Here is a 23,089-nt window from a genome sequence, read left to right on the forward strand (position 1 = left end):
TCCGCGGATCAGCCGAGCTTGACGTCGTCGACGGTCCAGTACCAGTTGTTGGTGCCGGCGTAGCGGAATCGGACCTGGACGTCGGTGGCTCCGGCCGGGACCTGGAGGGTCAGGGACTCCGCCTTGGCGACCGCGTCGGCGGTGTAGCTCTTGACGACCGTGGGCGTGCCGCCGTCGTAGGAGACCAGGACCTGGGCGGTCTGACCGGCCTCGTGGTGGTAGTGGGTCTGGAAGGTCAGGTTCGCGGACGAACCGGCCGTGCCGCCCGCCACCGCCCACTTGGGGGTGACCAGGGTGGAGTCGTAGGAGCCGGAGTGGGACTTGTCGTCCCACTCGTCGGAGTCGGCGACGGCGAACACGTCACGGGAGCGGACGTTCAGCTCGCGCCACTGGTCGCGCTGGGCCTGGCTCCAGAACTCGTCGGTCGTGAAGGCCCAACCGGCCCACTCGGGGACACCGCCGGTGCCCATCGTGGAGTTGTCGACGGACCAGCCGGCCGGCGGGGTGTGCGTGAAGCCCTTCGCGCCCGCCGGGATGCCCGTCTCGTCGACGCGGGCCTGGAGGTTGGGTCGGAGGGTGTCGAACGGGTCGTTGTCGTCGGGGGCGTTCAGCGGTACGCCGTCGATCGCCGAGCCGGGGTTGACCCCGACCTGCGCCATCGCGGTGGCCGCCACGTCGACGAGCTTGACGTCGTTGCGCACCGAACCGGCCGGGATGCCCGCGCCCTTGGCGATGACGAAGGTGCCGCGCTCCTGGATGGTGGAGCCGCCGTGGCCGCCCGCGTCGGTGTGCCCGTGGTCGGTGGTGACCAGGATCTTCCAGTTCTCCTGGGCGTAGGTGGGGCGGTTCTGCACGGCGGTGAGCAGCTGGCCGACCATCCCGTCGACGCGGCCGATCGCGTCGAGGTACTGCTGGCTGGCGGCGCCGTACGAGTGCCCGGCGCCGTCGACCTGGCCGAAGTAGACGAACGCGGCGTCCGGGTTCTGGCCCTGCAGTTCGGCGGAGGCCGCGGCGGCGATCTTCGGGTCCTCGGTGCCGTAGCCGTCGCGGTCGCCCTTGAGGCCGAGGCGCTTGTCGACCCTGGGGGAGAAGATCGGGCCGCCCGCGTCGGTGGAGGTGACGGGCTCCCAGTCGGCGGCCGCGTAGGTGTTGAGCGACGGTTTGGCGTTCTCGATGCGGGTCAGGAAGTCGGGGTAGGCCGTGTAGTTCCTGCCGGTGAAGGTGTTGTCCTTCACGCCGTGCTTGTCGGGCCAGACGCCGGTGGCGATGGTGGACCAGCCGGGGCCCGAGGAGGTGGCGGCCATCGGGTTCGCGTAGAGGGTGCTCTCCGCGGTGAGGCCCTGGGCCATCAGGCCCTGCAGGTAGGGGGCGTTGGCGGCCTTGACGCGGTCGAGGACCGTGCCGTCGAGGCCGATGACGAGGACCTTGTCGGTGGTGGCGGCGGTGGCGGCCGCTTCGGCGGTGGCGGTGTGCCCGCCGAGGCCGGTGGCGAGCAGGGCCGTGGCGGTCACGGCGAGGGCGCGTCCTGACAGGACAGTGGGCACGTACTCCTCCGGGAGTAATCGTGGGGAAGGGCGCGAGGGCTTGCGTGCAGAGGTGCGGGCACGGATGCGTGCGGACGTGCGCGGGGTCCGGACCGAGGGTGCGGTCCTCGGTCCAGACCCGTTATGCAAGCGTCACTTTCCTGGTCGTGGGTGACCAGGAGGCGACCGGTCAGCTGCCGGTTGCCGACTTCCACGCGTCGACGTAGCCCGCCAGGTTCTTGTCGATGTCGGCCCAGTCCGGCTCGAAGACCTCGACGCCGGTCATCAGCTTGGTGAGCTCGACGGCGTTGGCGTCGGTCGGCTTGACGTCGGTGCGCGCGGGGAAGCCGCCGCCGACCTCGCTGACCAGCTTCTGGGCGTCCTCGCTGAGCAGGAAGTCGAGGAGCTTCCTGCCGTTCTCGGTGTGCGGGGCTTTGTCCACCAGGCCGGCCGCGTACGGCAGGGCGAACGTGGTCGGCTTGCCGCCGTCCTTGGCCGGGAACCAGATGCCCAGGTTCGGCATGGACTTGGACTGCGCGAAGTTCATCTGGACGTCGCCGTTGGCGACGAGCAGCTCGCCCTTGTCGGTCTTCGGCGCGAGCTTGCTGGTGGAGGAGGACGGGCCGACGTTGTTGGCCTGGAGCTTCTTCAGGTACTCCAGCGCCGGCTCCTTGCCGCCGAAGTCGTGCATCGCCTTGACGAGGACGGCGGTGCCGTCGCCCGCGACACCCGGGGTGGAGTACTGGAGCTTGCCCCTGTACTTGGCGTCCAGCAGCTCTTCCCAGGTCGTGGGCGCCTCCGGCAGCTCCTTCTTGTTGTGGACGAAGCCGAAGTAGTTGTTCACGACCGAGGTCCACTTGCCGTCGGCGGCCTTGCCGGCCCCGTTGACCTTGTCGGAGCCCTGCGGCTTGTAGGCCTGGAGCAGGCCCTTGCCGTCCGCCTGCTGGATGAACGGCGGGAGGGTGACGATCACGTCGGCCTGGGTGTTCGTCTTCTCGCGGACGGCGCGCTGCACCATCTCTCCCGAGCCGCCCTCGACGTACTTGACCTGGATGCCGGTCTTCTTCGTGAAATCGGCGAAGACCCTGTCGTACCAGCCGTCGCCCTTCTCGCTCTTGAGGCCGTCGGCGCTGTAGACGGTGACGACCTTCTCGCCGCCGCCCTTGGACTCGGCGGGGGTGGTCGAGCCGCCGCAGGCGGTGAGGCCGCCTGCGAGGGCGAGGCCGCCGGTGACGGCGGCGGTGGTGCGGAGGAGGCGGCGACGACCGTTGGGGGTTCTGGACATGGGGAAGAACTTCCTTACGGGGAAAGGGAGTCAGCGGTACGCGGCTCTGGTGCGGATGCGGGAGACGGCCAGGAGGACCAGCAGGGTGGCGGCCATCAGGACCACGGCGACGGCGGACCCGCCGAAGAGCGAACCGCGGTCGGTGGCGGTGAAGATCCGGACCGGGAGGGGCATCCAGTCCGGCGGGTAGAGCATCATCGTGGCGCTCAGCTCGCCCATGGACAGTGCGAAGCAGAGTCCGGCGGCCGCCGTCAGGGACGGCAGCAGGAGCGGGAGCTTGACCCGCCACAGCACGTACGCGGGACGGGCGCCCAGGGAGGCCGCCGCCTGTTCGTACGCGGGGTCGAGACGAACGATGGCGGCCGAAACCGACTGATGGGCAAACGCGGTGACAAGAATCGTGTGCGCCAGGATCACGATTGAGCTGGTGCCGTTGAGCAGCAGCGGGGGTTTGCTGAACGCGACCAGGACGGCGAGGCCGACGACCACGGACGGCACGGCGACGGGCAGCATGAACAGGGCGTCCAGGGACCGCTTTCCGCGCCGCTTCAGCCGGGCCGCGGCCAGCGCGGCCCAGGTCCCGAGGGTGAGCGCGAGCAGACTCGCGACGAGGGCGGTCACCAGCGAGGTGGTCAGCGCCCGGAGGGATTCGCCCTGCACGGCGGAAGCGTAGTTCTCCGTCGTCGGGCCGGAGGGGAAGGCCCCGGACCAGTGGGTGGAGAACGACGCGGTCGCCACGACGAGCAGGGGCAGGGCGAAGAGCGGCACGAAGAGGAGACCGAACAGGCCCCACGCGGCCCAGCGGCCGCTCTTGCTATGCACCAGCACGCTTGCTCACCACCCGGTAGAGGCCGAACAGGCCGACGGAAATAGCGATGTTGACGACGGCGACCACACAGGCGGCCGCGTAGTCGGACTCCAGGATCGCCTTGCCGTAGACGAGCATCGGGAGCGTGGTGACGTCCTTGGCCCCGGTGAACAGCACGATGCCGAACTCGTTGAGGCACATGACCAGGACGAGGCTGCCGCCGGCGGCGAGCGCCGGGAGGGCCTCGGGGAGGATCACGCGCCGGATGATCCGGGCGGGCTTCGCGCCGAGCGAGGAGGCCACCTCCAGTTGGGCGGTGTCCAGCTGGGAGAAGGCGGCGAGCAGCGGGCGCATCACGAAGGGCGTGAAGTACGTGATCTCCGCGAGGAGCACGCCCCACGGGGTGGTGAGGAAGTGGAACGGCCCCTCGGTGCTGCCGCTCACATCGGTCCACAGCCCGTTGGCCATGCCGACCGTGCCGTAGATGAAGAGGAGGGCGAGGGTGATGAGGAAGGAGGGGAAGGAGAGGAAGACGTCGATGAACTTCGCGACGGCTTTGGCCCCGGGGAAGGGCACGAAGGCGATGATCAGCGCGAGTACGAACCCGAGGACGAGGCAGCCGACGGTGGCTCCGGCAGCCAGCCAGACCGTGGTCCCGAGCGCCTCGCGGAAGGAGTGCGAGCGGAAGACGGAGGCGTACGCGTCGAAGGCGCCGCCGCCGTTCTCGGGGCTGAAGGACTGCCGGACGACCAGGGCGAGGGGGTAGAGGAATACCAGCGTGAGCGCGGCCACGGGCGGCAGGGACCAGAACCAGCCGGGCACGGCACGGGTTCCGCGCACGGTGTGGGCCGCGGTCTGGTGCGGGACGGTCGTGGCGGCCGGTGCGGGGACCTCAGCCATCGGAGACTCCCGCCGACAGCAGGACCGCGTCCTGCGGCTCGAAGTGCAGGGTGACGTGGCCGCCCAGCGCCGGGGTTTCGCGCAGCTCCGGCAGGTCCGCCTTGATCCGGTGGCCCTCGACGTCCACGTACAGCCGGTGCGTGGAGCCGCGCCACTGGACCTCGGTGATCGTCCCGCTCAGGGCGTTGGGCCCGGCGCCGAGACCGAGGAGGTGCGGCCGTACGCACAGGGTCGCGCTCGCGCCGGGGACGGCCCGCCCGCGGTCCAGCTCCAGCGCCCGTCCCGCGAAGAGCGCCCCGGACTCGGCGACGGTCACCGGCAGCAGGTTCGCGTTGCCGACGAACGAGGCGGTGAACTCGGTGCGCGGCGCCCGGTACAGCTCCTGCGGAGTGCCGCAGTCCTGGATCCGGGCCCGGTCCATGACCGCGATCCGGTCGGCGAGCGTCAGCGCCTCCACCTGGTCGTGGGTGACGTACAGAATCGATACGTCGGGCAGTTCGCGGTGCAGCCGGGCCAGTTCGGCGAGCATCCCGGAGCGCAGCTGCGCGTCGAGCGCGGACAGCGGCTCGTCGAGCAGGAGCACCCCGGGCCGGATCGCCAGCGCGCGGGCGATCGCCACGCGCTGCTGCTGCCCGCCGGAGAGCTCGCGCGGGTAGCGCTTGGCGTACGCCGCCATGCCGGTCATCTCCAGGGCCTCGGCGACGCGCCCGGGTATCTCGGCCTTGGGGGCCTTCTGCGCCTTCAGGCCGAAGGCCGCGTTGTCCTCGACCCGCATGTGCGGGAAGAGCGCGTACTGCTGGACGACCATGCCGATGCCGCGCCTGTGCGGCGGGAGCGCGGTGACGTCCCGGCCGCCGATCAGCACCCGGCCCGCGGCCGGCCGCACGAAGCCGGCGACCGCGCGCAGCGCCGTGGTCTTGCCCGAGCCTGAGGGGCCGAGCAGGGCCATGACCTCGCCCGGCTCGACGGTCAGGTCGAGGCGGTCCAGCACGGTGTTGCCGCCGTACTCGACGCTGACCCCCTCGAAGCGGATGCCGCTCACGCCGACTCCAGCAAGGCCGCGGGCAGGTCGGCGATCGACTCGATGACGTGGGTCGCGCCGTGCTCGGTGAGCGTCGCGCGGTCATGGGCTCCGGTGAGGACGCCCGCCACGATCGCCGCGCCGGAGCGGCGGCCGCAGAGCATGTCGTACGCGGTGTCGCCCGCGACCACGACGTCCCGTACGTCGTCGGCGGCGCCGGTGCGCAGGAACGCCGCGAGCACCATGTCCGGGTAGGGGCGGCCTCGGCCGCCCGCGTCGGCGGGGCAGAGGGTCAGGTCTGCCAGGCCGTGCCAGCCGAGGGCGTCGAGGATGGCGTCCTGGGTGACGCGGGCGAAGCCGGTGGTCAGTACGACGGTGCGGCCGTCGGCGCGGAGCTTCTCGATGGTCTGGCGGGCGCCGGGGATCGGGGCGATGAGCCCGCCGTCGACGAGCTCGCCGTAGGCCTCCTCGAAGGCGGAGTTGGCGCGCTGGGCCATCTCCTCCGTGCCGAAGAGGTGGCGGAAGACGGAGATCTTCGACTCGCCCATGGTGTCCCGGACGTACTGGAGCTTGGCCTCGTGGTCGGCGGTGCCCGGTTCGACGCCGATGCGTTCGGCGGCGAGCTCGAAGGCCCGCTCGACGAGCCCGCCGTCGGCGACGGTGGTGCCGGCCATGTCGAGGACGACGAGATTGCGGCGGTCGGTGCTGCTGTTGCTCATGTTCGTTACCAGCCCAGTTCGTTCGCGGTGGTCTCGGCTATGGCGGGCGAGCAGGTCATCCCGCGGCCGCCGGGTCCGGTCACCAGCCAGACGCCGTCGGCCACCTGCTGGCGGTGGACCACGCGGGTGGTGTCGGTGCATTGCGCGTACACGCCCGCCCAGCGGTGCCGGATCTTCGGCAGCGGGCGGCCCAGGAAGGACTCGACGACCTCGGTGAGGTACTCGTACGGGTCTTCGAGGGTGTCGAACGCGAAGGGGTGCTCGTACTCGTGGGTGTCGCCGATGGTCAGTCCGCCGTCCTGGCGCTGGACCATCAGCAGTTGCATCTTGTGCGCCGCGGCGACCGGCGCCTGCGCCTGCTCGGCGTTGAGGGCGTCGAGGGCGTCGCCCTTGTACGCGGGGTAGTAGCGGAAGCTGTCGGCGTCCGCGATGGAGGTGGTGAGCCGCTCGCCGAGCGGGGCGGTCTGCATCATCTGGAGCCGGACGCGGCGCACGGGCAGGTCGGGGACCAGCTCGCGGACCATGCCGGACAGCCAGGCGCCGGTGGCGAGGACGACGGCGTCGCCCCGGTGGACGTCACCGTGGTCGTCGCGGACGGCGCCGTGGCCGACGACCTCGCGCACCTCCCGTCCGGGCAGGAAGGTGTAGCGGCCGCTCGCCTCGAGGGCCTCGCGCAGGTGGAGTTGGGCGGTGCGCGGCTCTACGGCCGCGTCCCGCTCGCACCACAGGGCGGCCTCGAAGGTGCCGCGCAGGGCGGGGTTGATCTCCCGGGCCTCCGCGGCGGTGACCAGTCCGTAGCCCCGGGCGGCGGCGTCGGGGCGGGCGGCGGCCGCCTCGGCGACCGCGTGCTCACGGGCATTGCGCACCGGGGTGAGGGAGCCGATCGCACGGAAGCCCAGGCCGGGCACCTCCGCGCCGATCCGCTCCCAGAGCTCGCGGGCGCGCAGGGCGGTGTCGAGCTCCTCGCCCCCGGCCCGTCCACTGACCCAGATCTGGCCGAAGTTGCGCAGCGACGCGCCGCGGGCCTCGGCCTCTCGCTCGATCTGGACGACCTCGTGGCCGCGTTCGACTGCTTGCCAGGCGTGCATGGTGCCGACCACGCCGCCTCCGAGACTATGACTCTCACGTGCCCCACGGTGGCCGCGCGCCGTGGACCGGGAGGATCGCGACGGCAACGGGACGGTGAACAGCCCCCGACGCTTGGACTAGACCCGTTACCTTCTCGTGATATACATACGCCCCTTTTCGCCGCCTTGAGCTGGTCCGCTCGGGACTATTCGGACCGCAGACGGGTCGTGAAGCTGAACCGGTCACCACGGTAGAGCGAACGCACGCGCTCCAGCGGACGCCCGTCCCGGTCCCGCGAGAACCGGTGGATGAGCAGCATGGGAAGGGCCGGCGGGGTGCCGATCAGGAGGGCCTCGCGGGGTGTGGCGAGGACGGTCTCCAGCTTCTCGTCGGCGTCCCCGAAGGAGATCCCGAGCCGGTCCAGGAGGTATCCGTAGAAGGAGGAGTCGGGTGGGAACTCGCTGTCGAGGCGGGGCGCCCGCGCCACCCGGATGTACGTGCTCTCCAGGCCGACCCGCTCGTCGTCGGCGAGCAGCACGCGCTCCAGGTGCCAGACGGGCTCGCCCGGTTCGGCTCCGATGCCGGGGGCCAGCTCGGGCGGGCAGGGGAACTGCTCCAGCCCGATCAGGTTGCGGCCGGGACGGCGGCCCTGGCGGCGTACGCCCTCGGTGTAGCTCGCGAGGGAGAGGGGCTGTTCGAGCTTCGGGCCGGCGACGACGGTGCCGCGGCCGGAGCGGCGGAGCCGGCCCTCCAGGAGCAGCTCGCGCAGGGCCTGCCGTACGGTCTCGCGGGACACCTCGTACCGCTCGGCGAGATCCCGCTCGGTGGGCAGCAGGCCGCCCTCGCCGAGGTCGTCGAGAAGGTCCGCGATGAGGGCCTTGACGGCGTAGTACTTGGGGATGCGCCCGTGCTCGGGGATGCCGGAACGGACGGGCGAGCCGGGGCGGTGGTGCAGGTTCTGTTCTTCCACCCTGGGACTGTACGCGGGCTGGGTGTACGGAGATCAGCGCGCCGGAGTACCGGGGGTGCGGGGGGCGCCGGGGGTGTCGGCGGCCGGAGGATCGGTCCGGGCGCGCAGGCGGCGGGCGGCCAGCAGGAGGCCGGCGCCGGCGGCGAGGGAGGCGACCCCGCCGATGCCGAGGAGCCGGTTGCGGGGGCCGGTGTGGGCGAGGGAACCCGCGTCGCCGTCGTCGTCGGTCTCGGGGCCCTCGATGGAGAAGCGGTAGCCGCCCGCCTCACCGACCCAGTCGCCGTCGTCGGCCTTGCGCTGCACGAGGGCGGCGTCGGCGAGGACCTCGCCGGGGGGCGTTCCCGGGGCGAACGCCAGCGTCACCTTGACGGTCAGGGAGCCGCCGGCCCGGACGGAGAACCCGGAGAAGGCCTCGCCCCCGTCGAAGACGGCGATGATCTCGTCGCGGTCGCTCCGCTCCAGGCTGACGGGGAAGGTCCCGCCCGGGGCCTCGAACTCCATCCGGAAGTGGGCGGGGAGCAGGGCGTGTGCCCTGTCCGTGAACACCACGACGGGGTGGATGGCGGTGCACTCGGAGTTCGTGGTGTTGGCGAGGTCCAGGAACCAGGTCTGCGGCCCGCCGCCGGTCCGGTACACGGCCGGGCCGCCGCGGATCCGCGCGCCGATGGGGAAGGCGCTGCTCTTCCCGTCGCCGCAGCTGGCCTCGATCCGCGACGGCAGCGCGGGCGCGGGGCGGGCGCCGCCGCCGTTGCCGACGTCGGCGGCCGCGAGCGGTGCGGAGAGGGCGACGGCGGCCAGGACGGGGACGGCGGAGAGGGCAAGGGCTTTGCGCAGTCGCATGGAAGACCTTCGCTTCGCTGCTCGCCGGACGGGAGGACGGTGAACGGGCTGAACGGGCTGAACGGTGGTGCACGGGCCGAACGGTGGTGCACGGGCCGGGCGGGCCGGGCGGCTGACCGGCCGTACGACCCGACGACCCGATCACCGGCCGTACGGCCGAACGGGCCGATGGTCGGACGAGGCGACAATCACCCCGGCCTCCCGGCACCCTCCCACGCGCCCCTGCCCCCCTCCCCCCGCCACGCCTGCCGGCTCCCGCCTTACGCCTGATCGGATCAGCCGAGGACGAAGGGCAGCCGCGCGGCCGGCGCGCCGAGTTCCGCCCGCTCCGCGGGGGTCGGCGCCCGTCGGCCGGTGCCCGTGAGAAGCGCGTCGCGATCGGAGAACGAAGCGGGGAAGGCGACCCCGGCGACCCGCTCCAGCAGCGCACGGGACCGGGCGAGGCCCTCCGGGGGCGGCGGGGGCGCGTCGGGGAGGTGCGCGATCAGATCGAGGTGGTGGAGCGTCCATTCCAGGACGTACGCGGTGAGGTAGTCGGCCACGGTGAGGACCTTGTCCTGGGTCCGCACCCGCAGACCGGGGTCGGCGAGCTCCGCGGCGCGGCCGGCGGCGGAGCCCACGTCGTCGAGGTGGAACTTGAGCAGGCCCGGATCCCCGTACGCGGCGGCCAGCCGCACGACCAGCGCGTCGAGCGGATCCTCGCCGTCGGGCAGCTGGTCGCCGAGCTTCCAATAGCCGGCGGCGTCGGCGGTCGCTTCGCCCGCGGCCGGGGTGACGAGGGTGATGAGGACGTCCTGCGCATCGATCACCAGATGACACACGAGATCCCGGACGAGCCAGCCCCGGCATCCGGATTCCCGCCCGAAGTCCACATCCGCAACCTCGTCCACGGCACCCCGCAAGGCGGCCCAAGAACGCAAGAAGAGCTCCATACGGGCAACGTAGCCCCGCCCCCGGGCGGGCGGTCCGGTTCAGCCCCGCCGGCGACCCGTCCGCGCCACCCGAACCCGGCCCCGCCGGTGTTTGGGGCACGGGGTCTGGGGGCGGAGCCCCCGGGACGGGGTCCCGGGCTGTGCCCCGGGAAGCGGAGGAAGGGCGGGGCGGCGAACAAGCCCCGCGCAGCGGCCCCGACGGCCCCGCCCCACCTCCCGGCGGCCCCGCCCCACCGCTCGGCCGCCCCGGCCGAAGCCAGCCCGGGCGCACGGCCCCGGTCCCCCGAACAGACGCGCCGCCGGTCGGGGCTCCTTGGGCCCGCCTCAGCCCACGCGGCCGAAGAGCGGGGCCAGGGCCAGTTCCGCCGCGCCCTCGGCGACACCGTCCTCGGAAGCGGCGACCTCCGGAACCGGGCCGCCCAGGGTGCGGGCCTCCAGGACGCGGCGGACTCCCGTCGTGAAGACCTCCGGTGCGGAGTCCACCACGCGTCCGCCCAGCCACACCCGGTCGACGTCCAGCAGCGCGACCACGTTCGCGGCGCCCTCGCCCAGGATCCGGGCCGCCTCCTGGAGGTCCCCGCGGGCCACCGCGTCCAGGCACAGCACCTCCGCGCAGCCGCGGCCTCCGCACCGGCAGGGCGGACCGTCCAGCATCAGGACCTGGTGCCCGAACTCCCCCGCCGCGGAACGTTCCCCGCGGAAGACCTCGCCGCGGAGCCGGAGCCCGGCCCCCAGGCCGGTGCTGAGGTGCAGGTACACGGAGGTTCCGACGGCCCGGCGGCCGGGGACCGCGACCCCGGCGTTGGTGTCCTTGTCCAGCAGTACCGGCGGGGCGTCGGGCCCGAGCCGGTCCGCCACCGCCTGCCGCAGCGGGAACCCCTCCCACTCGGGGTAGCCCGTCACCCGGCCCAGTACGCCGGCCCGCCAGTCGAGCGGTCCTGGCGCGGCGACGCCCACGCCCAGCAGGGATGCCGCGCCCGCGTCCCCGCACAGCCGGTCCACGGCTCGTGCGACCTCGTCCGCGACGGCATCCGGTCCGGCCGCGAAGTCCAGGGGGCCGCGGACCCGCTCGACGACCGTGCCCAGCATGTCCACCCGTACCGCCCGCAGCTCGTCGCGGTCGGCGTGCACCCCGACGGCGTGCCGGGCGCCCGCGGCCAGCTGGAGCAGCGTCCGCGGCTTGCCCCCGGTGGACGCGCCACGGCCGGCGTCCGCGACGAGTCCCTCCGCACGCAGCCGCGCCGTGATCTTGCTGACGGCCTGCGGGGTGAGGCGCGTCAGGGCGGCGAGGTCGGTGCGGCCCAGGCCTTCCAGACCCGCTTCGCGGAGCAGGGCCAGTACGAGCGCGTCGTTGTGGCCCCGCAGCGCCGGTAGGTTCGCGCCGCTTCCGTTGCTTCCGCTACGCCAGTCCACCTTCCCATTGTCCACCCTCCTTGCACTTAAGCAACACTGTTGCCAAAGTGGATCCATGAACGCCTCCCCCTCCGCTTCCCCCACGCGGTCGAACGGCCCCCTCCGCGTCGGCCTCATCGGTTACGGACTCGCCGGTTCCGTCTTCCATGCGCCGCTCGTCTCGGCCACCGGCGGGCTCCTCCTCGACACGGTCGTCACCTCCGACCCCGGCCGGCAGGCCCAGGCGCGCGAGGCGTACCCCGCCGTCCGGATCGTCGGCACGCCGCAGGAGCTCTGGGACCTCTCCCCCGCCCTCGACCTGGTCGTCATCGCCTCCCCCAACAAGACCCACGTCCCGCTCGCCACGGTGGCCCTGGGCGCCGGCATCCCGGTCGTCGTGGACAAGCCGCTGGCCGCCACCGCCGCCGAGGCCCGCGAGCTCGCCGCCCTCGCCGACAAGACCGGCACGTTCCTGTCCGTGTTCCAGAACCGCCGCTGGGACAACGACTTCCTCACCCTGCGCCGCCTCATCGCCGACGGCGAACTCGGCGAGATCCAGCGCTTCGAGTCCCGTTTCGAGCGCTGGCGCCCGCAGCTCAAGGGCGGCTGGCGCGAGTCCGGCGCCCCGGAGGAGATCGGCGGCCTGCTGTACGACCTCGGCAGCCACGTCGTCGACCAGGCACTGGTGCTGTTCGGCCCGGCCGTGAGCGTGTACGCGGAGACAGACGTGCGCCGGCCCGGCGCCGAGGCGGACGACGACACCTTCATCGCCCTCACGCACGCGAACGGGGTCCGCTCCCACCTCTACGTCAGCGCGACCACCGCCCAGCTGGGTCCGCGCTTCCGCGTCCTCGGCTCCCGCGCGGGCTTCGTGAAGTACGGGCTCGACCCGCAGGAGGCGGCCCTGCGCGAGGGGCAGCGGCCGGGCGTCGGGGACACCCCGTGGGGCGAGGAGCCCGAGCACCTGTGGGGCCGGGTGGGCTCCGGCGAGTCCCCTCTGACCGGCGGCGGAGCCCCGGTGGCGACCGCACCGGGGGACTACCCGGCCTACTACGCCGCGGTCGAGGCGGCGCTGCGCGAGGGCGGCCCGGCCCCGGTCACCGCACACGAGGCGGCGCGCTGCCTGGCCGTGCTGGAGGCGGCGCGGATCTCATCCCGGGACGGGGTGACCGTCGAGCTGAGTGCCACCATGTCCTGAAAATGGACAGTTTGAGGGTCGAATGCGATCTATCCTGCACAGGTTGTAGATCATCACATGTGTGAAGAACGGAACCTGTCTGTTGAAGCTGCCCCGGATCGCATCGGCCGTCGCCACCGCCGCGCTAGCCCCGGCCGTCCTGCTCGCGTCTCCGGCCTTCGCCGCGGACACCTCGGCGCCGGCCGCGCCCGCGGCGCCGACGGCTCCGACCGCGCCGGACGCCGCCGCGGACGAGCCGGCGCCCAAGCCCGCGGAAAAGCCGGTGGACCAGGCGGCGGACAAGAAGGGGGACACGGCGGAGAAGCCGGCCGATGACACCCAGGCCGCCAAGGACCGGGCCGCCGTCCAGGCGGTCCTGGCGGACCCGGCGAGCGGGCCGGGCGTACGCGAGGCGGCCGAGAAGGCGCTCAAGGGATCGGCCGCGGACCTGCGGAAGTTCCTTGAGGTGGAGTGGGCCCGGGAGCAGTTCACCGACGACCGGGTACGGGTCTCGCAGATCGTCAACGGGGGCGGCCGCGCCGTACAGAACGCCGGCAAGGCCGCGCTGAAGGCGGACACCCAGGCCGCGCTGACCGAGTTCCTCAAGCACGGGCAGCACACGGCCCGCTTCGAGGACGACAAGGTCGAGATGGTGCGGATGCTCCCCGGAGCGGGGCGGGGCATCACCGAGGCGGTCAACCGGCTCATGGACAGCGGGACGCCCGAGGAGGTCCGCGAGTTCGTCGCCACGGGACAGCACAAGATCCGGGCGGTGGACGACCGGGTGGCGCTGTTCGCGATGCTCGAGGGGGCCGGCGCCGGCCTGAAGGAAGGCATCATCAACCTCCTGAAGGGGAACCCGACCCCGGCGCAGCTGCGCACCTTCGTGACGACCACGCAGCACGAGCTGCGCGACGACGACAACTTGGTCCTGATCTGGGCGATGCTCAACAAGGCCGGCCCGGAGCTGAAGAAGGCCGCGATCACCGCGATCAACGGCACGCCGGCGGGCCGCGCCGAGTTCCTGAAGACCGGACAGTTCACGGCCCGCGACAAGGACAAGGCCGCGGGCGACGCGCAGACCGGCAAGCCGGACGCCGGCAAGGACGGCACCGGCACCGGCACCGGCATCAAGCAGACCGGGACGGGGACCGGGGCCGGAACCGGGACCGGGACCGGGACCGGGACAGGGACCACCGCCAACGCCCACGTCACCACGGCGGGCGGTGCCGGCGGAGCGCTCGCGAGCACGGGTACCGAGACCGCCCTGATCGCGGGCGGCGGCGCCGCCGCGCTCGGCGCGGGCGCCGGCCTGGTCTTCGCCAACCGGCGCCGCCGCCGCGCGTCCACGAAGGGCTGACCTGCACCTCGTACCCGCACGGGAAGGGGCGGGACCGCGGACGGCGGTCCCGCCCCTTCACACGTGACGCGCAGCGCCTACGCGCCCTTGAACTCCTGGCGCTGGCGGCCGAGGCCCTCGATCTCCAGCTCCACGACGTCCCCGGCCCTCAGGTACGGCTTCGGCTCCGGCTGGCCCATGGCCACGCCGGCCGGGGTGCCGGTGACGATGACGTCGCCCGGGTACAGCGTCATGAACTGGCTCAGGTACCGGACGACCTCGCCGACCGGGAAGATCTGGTCGGCGGTGTTGCCGTCCTGCTTGAGCGCGCCGTTGACCCACAGCTTCACGTCCAGGTCCTGCGGGTCCGCGACCTCGTCGGCCGTGACCAGCCAGGGACCCAGCGGGGTGAACGTCTCGCAGTTCTTGCCCTTGTCCCAGGTGCCGCCGCGCTCGATCTGGAACTCGCGCTCCGATACGTCGTTGACCAGCGCGTATCCGCCCACGTGGGCCAGGCCCTCCGCGGCGGAGGACAGGTAGCGGGCGGTGGCGCCGATGACGACGCCGAGCTCCGCCTCCCAGTCGGTCTTCACGCTGCCGCGCGGGATCAGCACGGTGTCGTCCGGACCGACCACGGTGTCCGCGGCCTTGAGGAAGAGGATGGGCTCGGCCGGCGGCTCCGCGCCGATCTCGGCGGCGTGCCCGAAGTAGTTCAGCCCGATGCCCACGATCTTGCCGATCCGGCCGACCGGCGCACCGATCCGCAGGCCTTCGGCGTCCAGGACCGGAAGCGCGCCGGACTCCGCCGCGTCCCGCACCCGGGACAGCACGGATTCGTCGGCGAGCAGGGCGCCGTCCACATCCGTGATCAGGCCGGACAGATCGCGCAGGGCCCCGTCCTGGTCGAGCAGCGCGGGGCGCTCCGCCCCGACCGGTCCGACACGCAGCAGCTTCATGGGCATTCTCCCGTGGTCGTGGTGGTCGGCCCATGGGCAAGCCCGGGCCTGCCGATGGGTTGCGGCCATCGGAGAATTGGTTGATCCTCCAAGATGCCCGACCAATCCGCAAGACCCTGTTCACGGACTGGAACGCTTGCGGTGCTGGAGCCACGCCCGCTCGGCCACGGACCACGCGGTGGTGGTCACCAGGTACAGCCCGGCCGCCAGCGGCACCACGGCCGCCGTGATCAGCGTCCCGAACGACAGCAGCGGCAGTACGCCGCCCAGCTTGCGCAACGCCTCCTGCTGCTCGGCGCTCACGTTGGCGGCCGCGACCGGGGCGGGTGCCTCGGCGGCGGCGCGCCGCCCCCGTACGGCACTCCACGCGGCGACCGCCGCGATGGCCGCGAACAGCCCCAGGAACACCAGCCCCTGAGCGCCGAGGAAGCCGCCCGCCCCGAGGGCATCGCTCCACCGGGCCCCGAGCGGCGCGGCGAACAGCCGGTGGTCCAGCAGTTCGCCGGACGAGGAGAAAGCCCGGTACATGAGGAAGAACACCGGCAGCTGGAGCAGCACGGGCAGCAGGCCGGCCACCGGCGTCGCACCGCGGAACGCGGCCCGGTTCAGCGGGTGCAGGGCGAGCCGTACGAGCACGGTGAACAGCACGATCGCGGCAGCGGTCGCGGACTCGGCCAGTGCAGGCTCCAAGAGCCGGCCCAGCTCTTCAACAAGGCGGGTGAAAACGGACACGCGGGCCCTCCGGGGGGTCTCGTCAACGTCGAAAGAGGTGCATTTCGGCGCGACGACCACGAGGGGCAAGCCGACAGAACGAAAGGGAGGAGTGGAAGAGGAAGGATGCCCCTACGCGGCCGTCAGGACGAGACGGCCGGGCGCCCTTGGCCGCGACCGGCCCGAGGCGTCGGGATCGCGCTGCGGCAGGAACGCGGTGCGCTGCTCGCGATCACGTATCGCGGTGCGTATGCGGTGGGGCGGCACCGGCCGCACCAGCCGGGCGGCCAGGGCCGCGGCGCCCACGGCGACGGTGGCGGCGAGGGCGACCACGACGGCGGCCAGCCCGCCCTCCCCGGCGAACAGCCCGAGGAGGCCGATGACCCCGGCGAACAGGAGCAGGGACATCAGCAGCCGCCGATGATCAAGCCGTGCCATGCCGGGCCCCCTCCCGAGATCAGATCCGTACGTACTCACCAGAACCAAGAACGCGGGCTATTCCTTCAAGGTTCCCCACACGACGAGGCGATATTTGGAGGTGTACTCGGGCGTGCAGGTGGTCAGCGTGATGTACGCGCCGGGTTCGCCGTACCCGTACTCCGGCCGGACCGTGCTGTGCGGCACGGGGGCGATCACCCCGGTGTCCCGCTCGCCGGTCTCCCCCAGGGTCTTGCCGACCACGTACGTGTACCGCTGCCCCCGCACGTCGACGATCAGCTCGTCCCCGGCCCGCAGGCGGTTGATGTACCGGAACGGCTCGCCGTGGGTGTTGCGGTGCCCGGCGAGCGCGAAGTTCCCCTGCGCCCCGGGCTGCCCGGTCCCGGGGTAGTGCCCGGCGTACCCCTTGTCCAGCACGGTCCGCTTGTCGACGCCCTGCGCGATGGGCACGACGACCCCGAGCCGCGGGATCCGCAGGACCCCGTACGCGGACTCCCTCGCGGGCGCGGGCGCCCCGGATCCGGCAGCAGAGGGCGGCGAAGAACGCACCGGAGCCGCAGCAGCATCCGAACCGGGCCCTGCCCCAGACCCGGAGCCGGGACCGGCCCCGGGATCGGACCCGGACCCTGACCCGGGATCGGAAGGAAGAGCCCACTGCCTCTCCAACGCCCGGACCTCCTCATGGGCGGAGGCGAGGGCCTGCCGGTTGGTCCACCACACCTGGTGCACCACCAGCAACAACACCACCACGCCCACGGTGACGGCCAGTTCGGCAGCTCCCCACAGCACCCCCGCGAGACCGGCCCGCCGCCCGCGCCGGCCACCCCCCTGCACCACCACACGCATGTGATCCCGCACGGCCCGCACCTTAAGACCTCCCCCGTCAACAGACCAGGGCAGTACGGTGTGAACCATGCGCCCTGACACGCCAGCCGAGCACATCGCCGAAGCCGAGCGCCTCATCCGCACGGCGACCCGTTACCCCGAGGACCAGGAGCCCCTGCTCCTCCAGGCCGCGGCCCACCTCGAACTGGGTGACGCCCGGGACCGCGCCAGCGCGCTGTACGACCAACTCCTCGCCTCCTCACCCGCCGATCCGCACCTGATCAAGGCGCTCCAGGCGGCGAACCTGTGGGAGTACGGCCACGAGCCCGAGGCCCGCGCCCTCATCCAGGGCATCCGCGCGGCGGCGCCGGCGGATCCGGCCCCCTGGGAGGTCATCGCGGAAACCCTTGAGGCCCACGACGAGTTGACCGCCTCGGAGGAGTGCTTCACCGAGGCCGCCGGCCTCCTCATCGCGGAGAACGCACCCCTCACCCAGGCCACCACGGCCCTCCTGACGGGCCGGCACCGGGTACGCCGCCTCCTCGGCCTCCCGCACGACGAGTGGGACATGGTCGCCGACACCCGCCACATCGGCCCGATCCCGCTGGACGAGCTGCACGACCCCAAGCGCATCTGGGCCCTCGGCTCCGACGACCCGGCCGAGCTGCGCGCCGAGATCGCCCGCCTCCGCGCCGAACTGGGCGACCGCCGCGCCGCCCTCTCCCGCCCGTTCCCGGTGGCGATCCTGCACTGGCCCGCCCGCGAACTGGCCGAACTCCTCACCTCGTACCCCACGCTGGCGGCGGAGTACCCCTCTCACGAGGCGCACCTGGCGCACATCGAGTCCTCGCTGCGCGCCCTGGCTGCCTCGGGCACGACGAACCTGGGCATCGTGACGGCGAGCGTCCCCTCGTACGAGGCCTTCGCGGCCTCCGAGAAGACCTCCCCGGCCTCCCCGTCACTCCTCCCGGAGTACGCGACGACCCTGGCGGCCCGAGGCAAAGCCACCCCCTGGCCCCCCACCCCCAACACCCCTTGCTGGTGCACCTCGGGCAAGCCCTACGCCGAATGCCACGGCGCCCCGCAGGCGTCCTAGCTATTACCTGCCCGATTGCGCTCGAAGCTGTCCCACCAGTCGCGCTGGTACGCGGCGTAGTCCGGGTGAAGGCCGTGCTTCTTCTTCATTAGTAGTCGCGACAAGGTCGTGCGCGTCTCGCCGTGCGGTACGCGCTCGATCACGCTCCAGTCCTCCCCGATGGAGATCGCCCCGATGTCCAGCCGTGCATGACAGTTGGGGCAGAGGCACAGGATGTTGCGCTCGACATCCGGCCCCCTGTGGGGTTCAGCCAGCGGCTTGAGGTGCGCGCCCTGGCTGTAGGGCCTGGCATTCGCACCGAGCAGCCGTATGCCGCACGTCTGGCACTGCCCGCCATAGAGGTCCTTGATACGGCGGGCAGCCGCCGTATCGCGGATCATCCGCTGAACCTTCGCGGTGCGCGTCTGCGGAAACTTCTCCTCGTCGGTGAATCCGGGGAGTTCTGCAGCAGCAAGCTCGACCGTGGTGAGTTCTTGGTCAGACTCCGGGTAGCGCTCAAGGGTGAACTGACAAATCTCAATCGGCTCGCCAGCCAGTCCCGGCGCGCCGGAAATCGCCGTACGCGCCTCCGTGATGCGATAGAGGCCGTCGTACCGGTATCCCTCACTCGGGGAATAGCGCCCGTCGCCCTTGAAGCCTCGGAGGATCCGAACCGGGTGCCCCCGGTCATAGCTACGCTTCAGCGCAGCATTGTCACTGTAGTCCCAACTCTGGCTTGCCTTGAGCCGCTTCGTCAACGGATCCTTGTCTGCGTCGGGCGAAGCGCCCGTATAGCGGATCTCGTGCCAGGCATCGTGATCGTCGAGGTATCCGCCGTTGAGGACGATCGCGTCAGATACCAGTTTGCCGTCGTCATCTTTGAGCTTTGAAATGCCGCGTTGCAGGTCGCTGTGCAAGCGCGCGTCGAAGACGTCCCTGCGCCGGGGAAGCACAGAACCGAGTTCAATTCCGTCAATGTGCCCAACAACTCGCTCAACCGTCATCACATCAGCATAGTCATTTCCGATCACGGACGATCACGTTTTCATCATCAACTAGAGCGGAAGGAAGAGCTGTTGGTGGCCGCGGGCTTGGGCCGTGGGTGGGGTGGGGCGGGACGTGATGAGGGTGAGGAGGGTCTGGAGGGCCTTGATGACCTCCTCCGGGGTGTCGCGGATCATCGAGGGGGTCGCGCTGACCACCAGGATGCCGTGGGACTCCAGGCGCAGGCGGCGGCGGAGGGTGGAGTGCCAGGCGTCGCGCGTGTAGTGGTACTCCGCCGAGTCGATCTCCAGGGCCACGCCCTCGTCCGGCCAGTACGCGTCCGGGCTGGCCAGGAAGGCGCCGTCCGGGGTGTACAGGCGGGCGTTCCACAGCGGGGTCGGGAGGTCCGTCGCCGTCAGGGTGTCCCGGGCCAGGGCCTCGGCGATCGAGCGGACCCCCGCGGCGAGTTCCGCCGCGGCGGCGCGGATCGCCGGGCGGGTGAGGAGGCGGGCCGCGCGGAGCTCGGCGTGCAGGTCCTGCGGGTGGCACCAGCCGGCCTGGACGACGTGGGCCAGGGTCGAGCGGATGCGGTCGGGGTCCTCGGCCCGGGCGGCGAAATCGGCCGCCGCGCGCACCGGGCGGGTGCTCGGAATGCCGGAAACCGTGATGGTGCGCGGCCAGCGGGCGGTGGCCAGCGGGCGTACCTCCGGTGTGCCGGTGAGCCTGCGCGGGGCGCGGACCAGGACGTCGGCGGGGGTGTGCGGGACGTCGCGGATGCCGAGGAGGGCCAGGGCGGCGCCGCCGGTGAGGACCGCCGTCTCTCCGGACAGCGGGTCCGCGGCGGGCTCGGCGGCGTACAGGACGGCGGCGAGGGCGCGTTGGCGGTGGTCCGGGGGGCCGGTCTGGAGGAGGTAGACCCGGGGCAGTAAGCGCTGCCAGGGCCCGCCCGGGCGGGTGCGGGAGGTGATCGTGCCTTCCGGGATGCCGGAGGCGGCGAGCTGGTGGCGGGTGGCCAGGTTGAGCTGCCTGCGGGCCGTCGTGTGCGCCGCCGTCCGGTTCGGCCCCCGGTTCGGTTCCCGGCGGGTCGGCCGCTTCGGCGCCTGCTGCTTCGTCTGACGTGCGGTGATCATGCCGGCGGTATGCCCGGTCCGGGGGCACCGACACCCGCCCCGGGGCGTCAGCGGCCGGGGTGGTCCGGCGAGAGGAAGACGATCACGCCCGTCTGCGTACCCGGGCGCGCCGTGACCTCGTGCCACCCCAGGCGCCGGTACGTGGCCACCGTGTCGGTGGCCAGGCGGGAGGTCAGCAGCCAGGCCCGCCGGTCCGGGGCGTCCGCGGTGATCTCGGTGAGCAGGGCCCGGCCGGTGCCGTGGCCGCGCGCGTACGGGCGTACGGCGAGCTCGTCTATCTCCAGCGCACCCGTGAGGAGTTCCCGCACCCGTGCCGGGCCGAGCTGCGCCGCGACCTGGGCGTACCCGCGGTCCTTGGGGAAGGCCGCCGGGGTGAGCCAGCCCGTGGCGAAGCCGTCGATACCGGCCGCGGACTGGGCGAGAGCCGTACGGAAACCTCGGCGCCGGGTGTCGGCCTGCAGGCGGACCGCGAATTGGCGAATGGTTTCTGCGCCCTCGTTCCACGGCGGGGCGGAGAAGACGTCGGCATAGGCGTCGACCAGTTCGTCCGCGAGGTCGAGGACGGCCTGTCCGTAGCAGATCACGATGTCCGAGCTCCTCTTGCTTCCCGTTTTACCCTTTGGGGTGGGAGAGCCAATTTATGCCGGTCGGGTTCCCGAAGGCACGTATCGCACGGATCCGGCGAGTGTGCGACAAATCCCCTCCCCGTCTTCCGTGTCGGGGACCGCGCAGCCGCGTTGAGCAGCCCGTGGACAGACTGATTCGGGCGGCCGGCCGGTGCGTGCTCGCCTTCCTCCTCGTCCTGGGCGTGGTGGCGCTGCTGCCGCGCGCCGTCAAGGACGCCGTACCGGACGGTGTGATCGGCGGAGCGGTGCTCGTCCTGGGGGCGCTGGGCGCCCGCCGGGTGGTCAAGCCCCCGCGTTAGCCTCGTAGCAATACACGTGAGATCAGACGACTTGAGGAGTTGGGCATGGCGCGCGTACCGAGTTCCGCAGTGGCGGCCGCCGGACTGGTCGGCGGGTACGCCGTCGCCCGGTGGACCAAGAAGCGCCCGCTGGGCGGTGTCGTGCTCGGCGCCGCCGGACTGGCCGCCGGACGGGAATGGCACCGGCGCGGCGGCACCCCCGCGGCGGCCGGGCTCGGGGCGCTGTACGTCGCCGGCTTCGCGGGCGCGCACCCGCTGGCCAAGAAGGTCGGAGCCTGGCCGGCCGTCCTCGGGGCCGCGGCGGTCGTGGCGACCGCATCCTGGGTCGTCGCCGACCGCAGCTGAGGCGCCGGTCGCCGACCGCGGGCGAGGCGCCGGTCGCCGACCGCGGCCGAGCCGCCTGAAGGGACGGCGCCCAGCCGCGCCCGGGCGGGTGTCCGCCCGGGCAGCTCTCCGCCCAGGCAGGTGTCCTACCAGGCAGGTCTCCGACCAGGCAGGTCTCCGACCAGGCAGCTCTCCGCCCAGGCGGGTGTCCGCCCAGACAGCTCTCCGCCCAGGCGGGTGTTTGCCCAGGCGGGTGTTTGCCCAGGCGGGTGTCCGCCTCAGCCGGGAGTCCGGCCAGGGGGTGTCCGGCTACGCCCCCAGGGCCTGCGACACCGTGTAGATCAGCAGTCCGGCCAGGGCACCGACCACCGTGCCGTTGATGCGGATGAACTGGAGGTCCCGGCCGATGTGGGCCTCGATCTTCCGCGAGGTGTGCTCGGCGTCCCACCCGGCCACGGTCTCCGTGATCAGCGAGGTGATCTCGGTGCGGTAGGTGGTCACCACGTACACCACCGCGCCCTCGATCCAGCCCTCCACCTTGTCCTGGAGCCGTCCGTCCGTGGCCAGCCGCGCCCCCAGCGACAGCAGCGAGGACCGGACCCGCAGCCGCAGCTCGCTGTGCTCGTCCTCCGCCGCCGAGATGATCATCGCCCGGATCGCGGTCCAGGCGGAGGCGATCGCCTCCTGCACCTCCCCGCGCTGGAGGATCTCGGACTTCAGGCGCTCCACCCTTGCCCGGGTGTCCGTGTCCGACTGGAGGTCGGCTGCGAAGTCCGCCAGGAACCGGTCCACCGCCCCGCGCGCCGGGTGCTCCGGCATGTCCCGCATCTCCGTCAGGAAGCGGAGCAGCTCCTTGTACACGCGCTCGCCCACCTTGCGGTCCACGAACCTCGGGGTCCAGCCGGGCGCGCCGCCCTGGACCGCGCCCATCACCGACTCCCCGTGCGTCACCAGCCAGTCGTGGGCCTTGACGCAGACGAGGTCGACGACGCGGCGGTGCCCGCCGTCCGCGACGACCCTCTCCAGGGTCTTGCCGATCCCGGGCGCGATCTCGGCGGTCTCGGCCCGCCGGGTGATGGCCTCTCCCACGACCGCCTGCACATCGGAGTCGCGCAGTACGGTCAGGGCCCCGCGCAGTGCGGTGGCCAGCTCGGCCGTGACCCGGTCGGCGTGCGCGGGCTCGGCCAGCCAGGATCCGAGGCGGGCGCCGATGCCGAGGGCGTGGAGGCGGGCGCGGACCACGTCCGGGGAGAGGAAGTTCTCGCCGACGAACTCCCCCAGGGAGACGCCGAGCTGGTCCTTCTTGGTCGGGATGATCGCGGTGTGCGGGATGGGCAGGCCGAGCGGGTGCCGGAACAGCGCGGTGACGGCGAACCAGTCGGCGAGCGCGCCGACCATGCCGGCCTCGGCGGCGGCCCGTACGTACCCCGCCCAGCCGCCGGCCCCGGCGTGCTCCGCCCACGTGGTCAGTACGTAGACCAGGGCGACCAGGATCAGCAGGCCGGTCGCGGTGGTCTTCATGCGGCGGACGCCGCGGCGGCGCTCCTCGTCGGCCTCGTTGAACACGAACCCGCCGGGGCCGGCGCTCGCGCCTGAGCCCGTGCCCCTGCCCGTGCCCCTGCCCGTGCCTCTGCCCGTGCCTCTGCCCGTGCCTACGGCCTTGGTGCGGTGCTCCACGTGTTCCTCCCTTCCCCCGGGCGCCGGTTTTGTCTGCATAGCATCCGACTCCCGGGACCTCTCAGGAGTT

General features: G+C 72.5%; 24 protein-coding genes. 5 read left to right on the plus strand and 19 right to left on the minus strand.

The genetic code is table 11. The annotated features are described in order from the left end of the window. Positions 1-8: 8 nt before the first annotated feature. From ACIBAD_RS10460 to ACIBAD_RS10510, 11 genes are all read right to left on the minus strand, one after another. Entirely contained in the window at positions 9-1,544 is a 1,536-nt protein-coding gene (locus tag ACIBAD_RS10460; RefSeq protein WP_398905770.1) for an alkaline phosphatase family protein, read from the minus strand. Positions 1,545-1,713: 169 nt separating this feature from the next. Beyond that, a complete protein-coding gene (locus ACIBAD_RS10465) occupies positions 1,714-2,808 on the minus strand; it encodes a 2-aminoethylphosphonate ABC transporter substrate-binding protein (protein WP_398905772.1) in 1,095 nt (364 codons plus the stop codon). A 30-nt stretch (positions 2,809-2,838) separates the two neighbouring features. Continuing rightward, complete coding sequence (locus ACIBAD_RS10470; RefSeq protein WP_398905774.1) at positions 2,839-3,636, minus strand: ABC transporter permease; 798 nt, start codon at positions 3,634-3,636, stop codon at positions 2,839-2,841. After that, positions 3,623-4,516 (minus strand): 2-aminoethylphosphonate ABC transporter permease subunit, encoded by an 894-nt coding sequence (locus ACIBAD_RS10475; RefSeq protein WP_134075616.1) that lies wholly within the window; start codon positions 4,514-4,516, stop codon positions 3,623-3,625. The genes ACIBAD_RS10470 and ACIBAD_RS10475 overlap by 14 nt, the downstream gene beginning before the upstream one ends. Continuing rightward, positions 4,509-5,558: an ABC transporter ATP-binding protein gene (locus tag ACIBAD_RS10480; protein WP_398905778.1), complete on the minus strand. Its 1,050-nt coding sequence runs from the start codon at positions 5,556-5,558 to the stop codon at positions 4,509-4,511. Before ACIBAD_RS10480 ends, ACIBAD_RS10475 begins: the two co-directional genes overlap by 8 nt. After that, positions 5,555-6,256, minus strand: coding sequence for a phosphonatase-like hydrolase (locus ACIBAD_RS10485; RefSeq protein ID WP_134075618.1), 702 nt, complete (start codon positions 6,254-6,256; stop codon positions 5,555-5,557). The genes ACIBAD_RS10480 and ACIBAD_RS10485 overlap by 4 nt, the downstream gene beginning before the upstream one ends. Before the next feature lie 5 nt (positions 6,257-6,261). Then, positions 6,262-7,344: a TIGR03364 family FAD-dependent oxidoreductase gene (locus tag ACIBAD_RS10490; protein ID WP_398905941.1), complete on the minus strand. Its 1,083-nt coding sequence runs from the start codon at positions 7,342-7,344 to the stop codon at positions 6,262-6,264. 185 nt (positions 7,345-7,529) lie between these two features. Beyond that, positions 7,530-8,294 carry a GntR family transcriptional regulator gene (locus ACIBAD_RS10495; RefSeq protein ID WP_398905780.1) on the minus strand — a complete coding sequence of 255 codons (765 nt, stop codon included), beginning with the start codon at positions 8,292-8,294 and terminating at the stop codon, positions 7,530-7,532. Positions 8,295-8,327: 33 nt separating this feature from the next. Beyond that, a complete protein-coding gene (locus tag ACIBAD_RS10500) occupies positions 8,328-9,134 on the minus strand; it encodes a hypothetical protein (protein WP_398905782.1) in 807 nt (268 codons plus the stop codon). Positions 9,135-9,409: 275 nt separating this feature from the next. Next, on the minus strand, positions 9,410-10,066 hold the full coding sequence (locus ACIBAD_RS10505; protein ID WP_398905784.1) for a maleylpyruvate isomerase N-terminal domain-containing protein: 657 nt from the start codon (positions 10,064-10,066) through the stop codon (positions 9,410-9,412). Positions 10,067-10,390: 324 nt separating this feature from the next. Further along, positions 10,391-11,479, minus strand: a complete 1,089-nt coding sequence (locus ACIBAD_RS10510) for an ROK family protein (protein WP_398905786.1) — start codon at positions 11,477-11,479, stop codon at positions 10,391-10,393. Between the two features lie 55 nt (positions 11,480-11,534). Between ACIBAD_RS10510 and ACIBAD_RS10515 the strand changes: the two genes are divergently transcribed. After that, the gene (locus ACIBAD_RS10515) at positions 11,535-12,656 is read left to right on the plus strand and encodes a Gfo/Idh/MocA family oxidoreductase (protein ID WP_398905788.1); all 1,122 of its coding nucleotides are present in this window, start codon (positions 11,535-11,537) and stop codon (positions 12,654-12,656) included. A 61-nt stretch (positions 12,657-12,717) separates the two neighbouring features. Next, a complete protein-coding gene (locus ACIBAD_RS10520) occupies positions 12,718-13,995 on the plus strand; it encodes an ALF repeat-containing protein (protein ID WP_398905790.1) in 1,278 nt (425 codons plus the stop codon). A 77-nt stretch (positions 13,996-14,072) separates the two neighbouring features. Here ACIBAD_RS10520 and ACIBAD_RS10525 read toward each other — a convergent pair whose 3' ends face one another. The 4 genes from ACIBAD_RS10525 to ACIBAD_RS10540 form a co-directional block, all read right to left on the minus strand. Then, positions 14,073-14,930 carry a fumarylacetoacetate hydrolase family protein gene (locus tag ACIBAD_RS10525; protein ID WP_134075626.1) on the minus strand — a complete coding sequence of 286 codons (858 nt, stop codon included), beginning with the start codon at positions 14,928-14,930 and terminating at the stop codon, positions 14,073-14,075. 120 nt (positions 14,931-15,050) lie between these two features. After that, complete coding sequence (locus tag ACIBAD_RS10530; protein ID WP_134075627.1) at positions 15,051-15,662, minus strand: YidC/Oxa1 family membrane protein insertase; 612 nt, start codon at positions 15,660-15,662, stop codon at positions 15,051-15,053. A 111-nt stretch (positions 15,663-15,773) separates the two neighbouring features. Continuing rightward, positions 15,774-16,079, minus strand: coding sequence for a DUF6412 domain-containing protein (locus ACIBAD_RS10535; RefSeq protein WP_134075628.1), 306 nt, complete (start codon positions 16,077-16,079; stop codon positions 15,774-15,776). A 57-nt stretch (positions 16,080-16,136) separates the two neighbouring features. After that, a complete protein-coding gene (locus ACIBAD_RS10540; protein ID WP_398905793.1) occupies positions 16,137-17,042 on the minus strand; it encodes a class E sortase in 906 nt (301 codons plus the stop codon). Between ACIBAD_RS10540 and ACIBAD_RS10545 the strand changes: the two genes are divergently transcribed. After that, positions 16,993-18,000, plus strand: a complete 1,008-nt coding sequence (locus tag ACIBAD_RS10545; protein ID WP_134075629.1) for an SEC-C metal-binding domain-containing protein — start codon at positions 16,993-16,995, stop codon at positions 17,998-18,000. The genes ACIBAD_RS10540 and ACIBAD_RS10545 overlap by 50 nt on opposite strands. Here ACIBAD_RS10545 and ACIBAD_RS10550 read toward each other — a convergent pair. From ACIBAD_RS10550 to ACIBAD_RS10560, 3 genes are read right to left on the minus strand one after another with little or no spacing between them, the layout of a single operon-like run. Next, the gene (locus ACIBAD_RS10550; RefSeq protein WP_134075630.1) at positions 17,997-18,983 is read right to left on the minus strand and encodes a YDG/SRA domain-containing protein; all 987 of its coding nucleotides are present in this window, start codon (positions 18,981-18,983) and stop codon (positions 17,997-17,999) included. The two genes, ACIBAD_RS10545 and ACIBAD_RS10550, sit on opposite strands and share 4 nt — an antisense overlap. A gap of 51 nt (positions 18,984-19,034) precedes the next feature. Beyond that, complete coding sequence (locus tag ACIBAD_RS10555) at positions 19,035-20,093, minus strand: hypothetical protein (RefSeq protein ID WP_398905796.1); 1,059 nt, start codon at positions 20,091-20,093, stop codon at positions 19,035-19,037. A 47-nt stretch (positions 20,094-20,140) separates the two neighbouring features. Continuing rightward, positions 20,141-20,677 carry a GNAT family N-acetyltransferase gene (locus tag ACIBAD_RS10560; protein ID WP_208329152.1) on the minus strand — a complete coding sequence of 179 codons (537 nt, stop codon included), beginning with the start codon at positions 20,675-20,677 and terminating at the stop codon, positions 20,141-20,143. A 164-nt stretch (positions 20,678-20,841) separates the two neighbouring features. Between ACIBAD_RS10560 and ACIBAD_RS10565 the strand changes: the two genes are divergently transcribed. Together ACIBAD_RS10565 and ACIBAD_RS10570 are read left to right on the plus strand one after the other, a co-directional pair. Next, positions 20,842-21,018 (plus strand): hypothetical protein, encoded by a 177-nt coding sequence (locus ACIBAD_RS10565; protein ID WP_165937233.1) that lies wholly within the window; start codon positions 20,842-20,844, stop codon positions 21,016-21,018. A gap of 45 nt (positions 21,019-21,063) precedes the next feature. Then, complete coding sequence (locus ACIBAD_RS10570; protein ID WP_398905799.1) at positions 21,064-21,363, plus strand: hypothetical protein; 300 nt, start codon at positions 21,064-21,066, stop codon at positions 21,361-21,363. Between the two features lie 288 nt (positions 21,364-21,651). Here ACIBAD_RS10570 and ACIBAD_RS10575 read toward each other — a convergent pair whose 3' ends face one another. Continuing rightward, positions 21,652-23,058, minus strand: a complete 1,407-nt coding sequence (locus ACIBAD_RS10575; protein ID WP_134075633.1) for a DUF445 domain-containing protein — start codon at positions 23,056-23,058, stop codon at positions 21,652-21,654. Positions 23,059-23,089: the final 31 nt, after the last annotated feature.

The sequence above is a fragment of the Streptomyces sp. NPDC051109 genome (assembly GCF_044455885.1).
GTDB lineage: Bacteria > Actinomycetota > Actinomycetes > Streptomycetales > Streptomycetaceae > Streptomyces.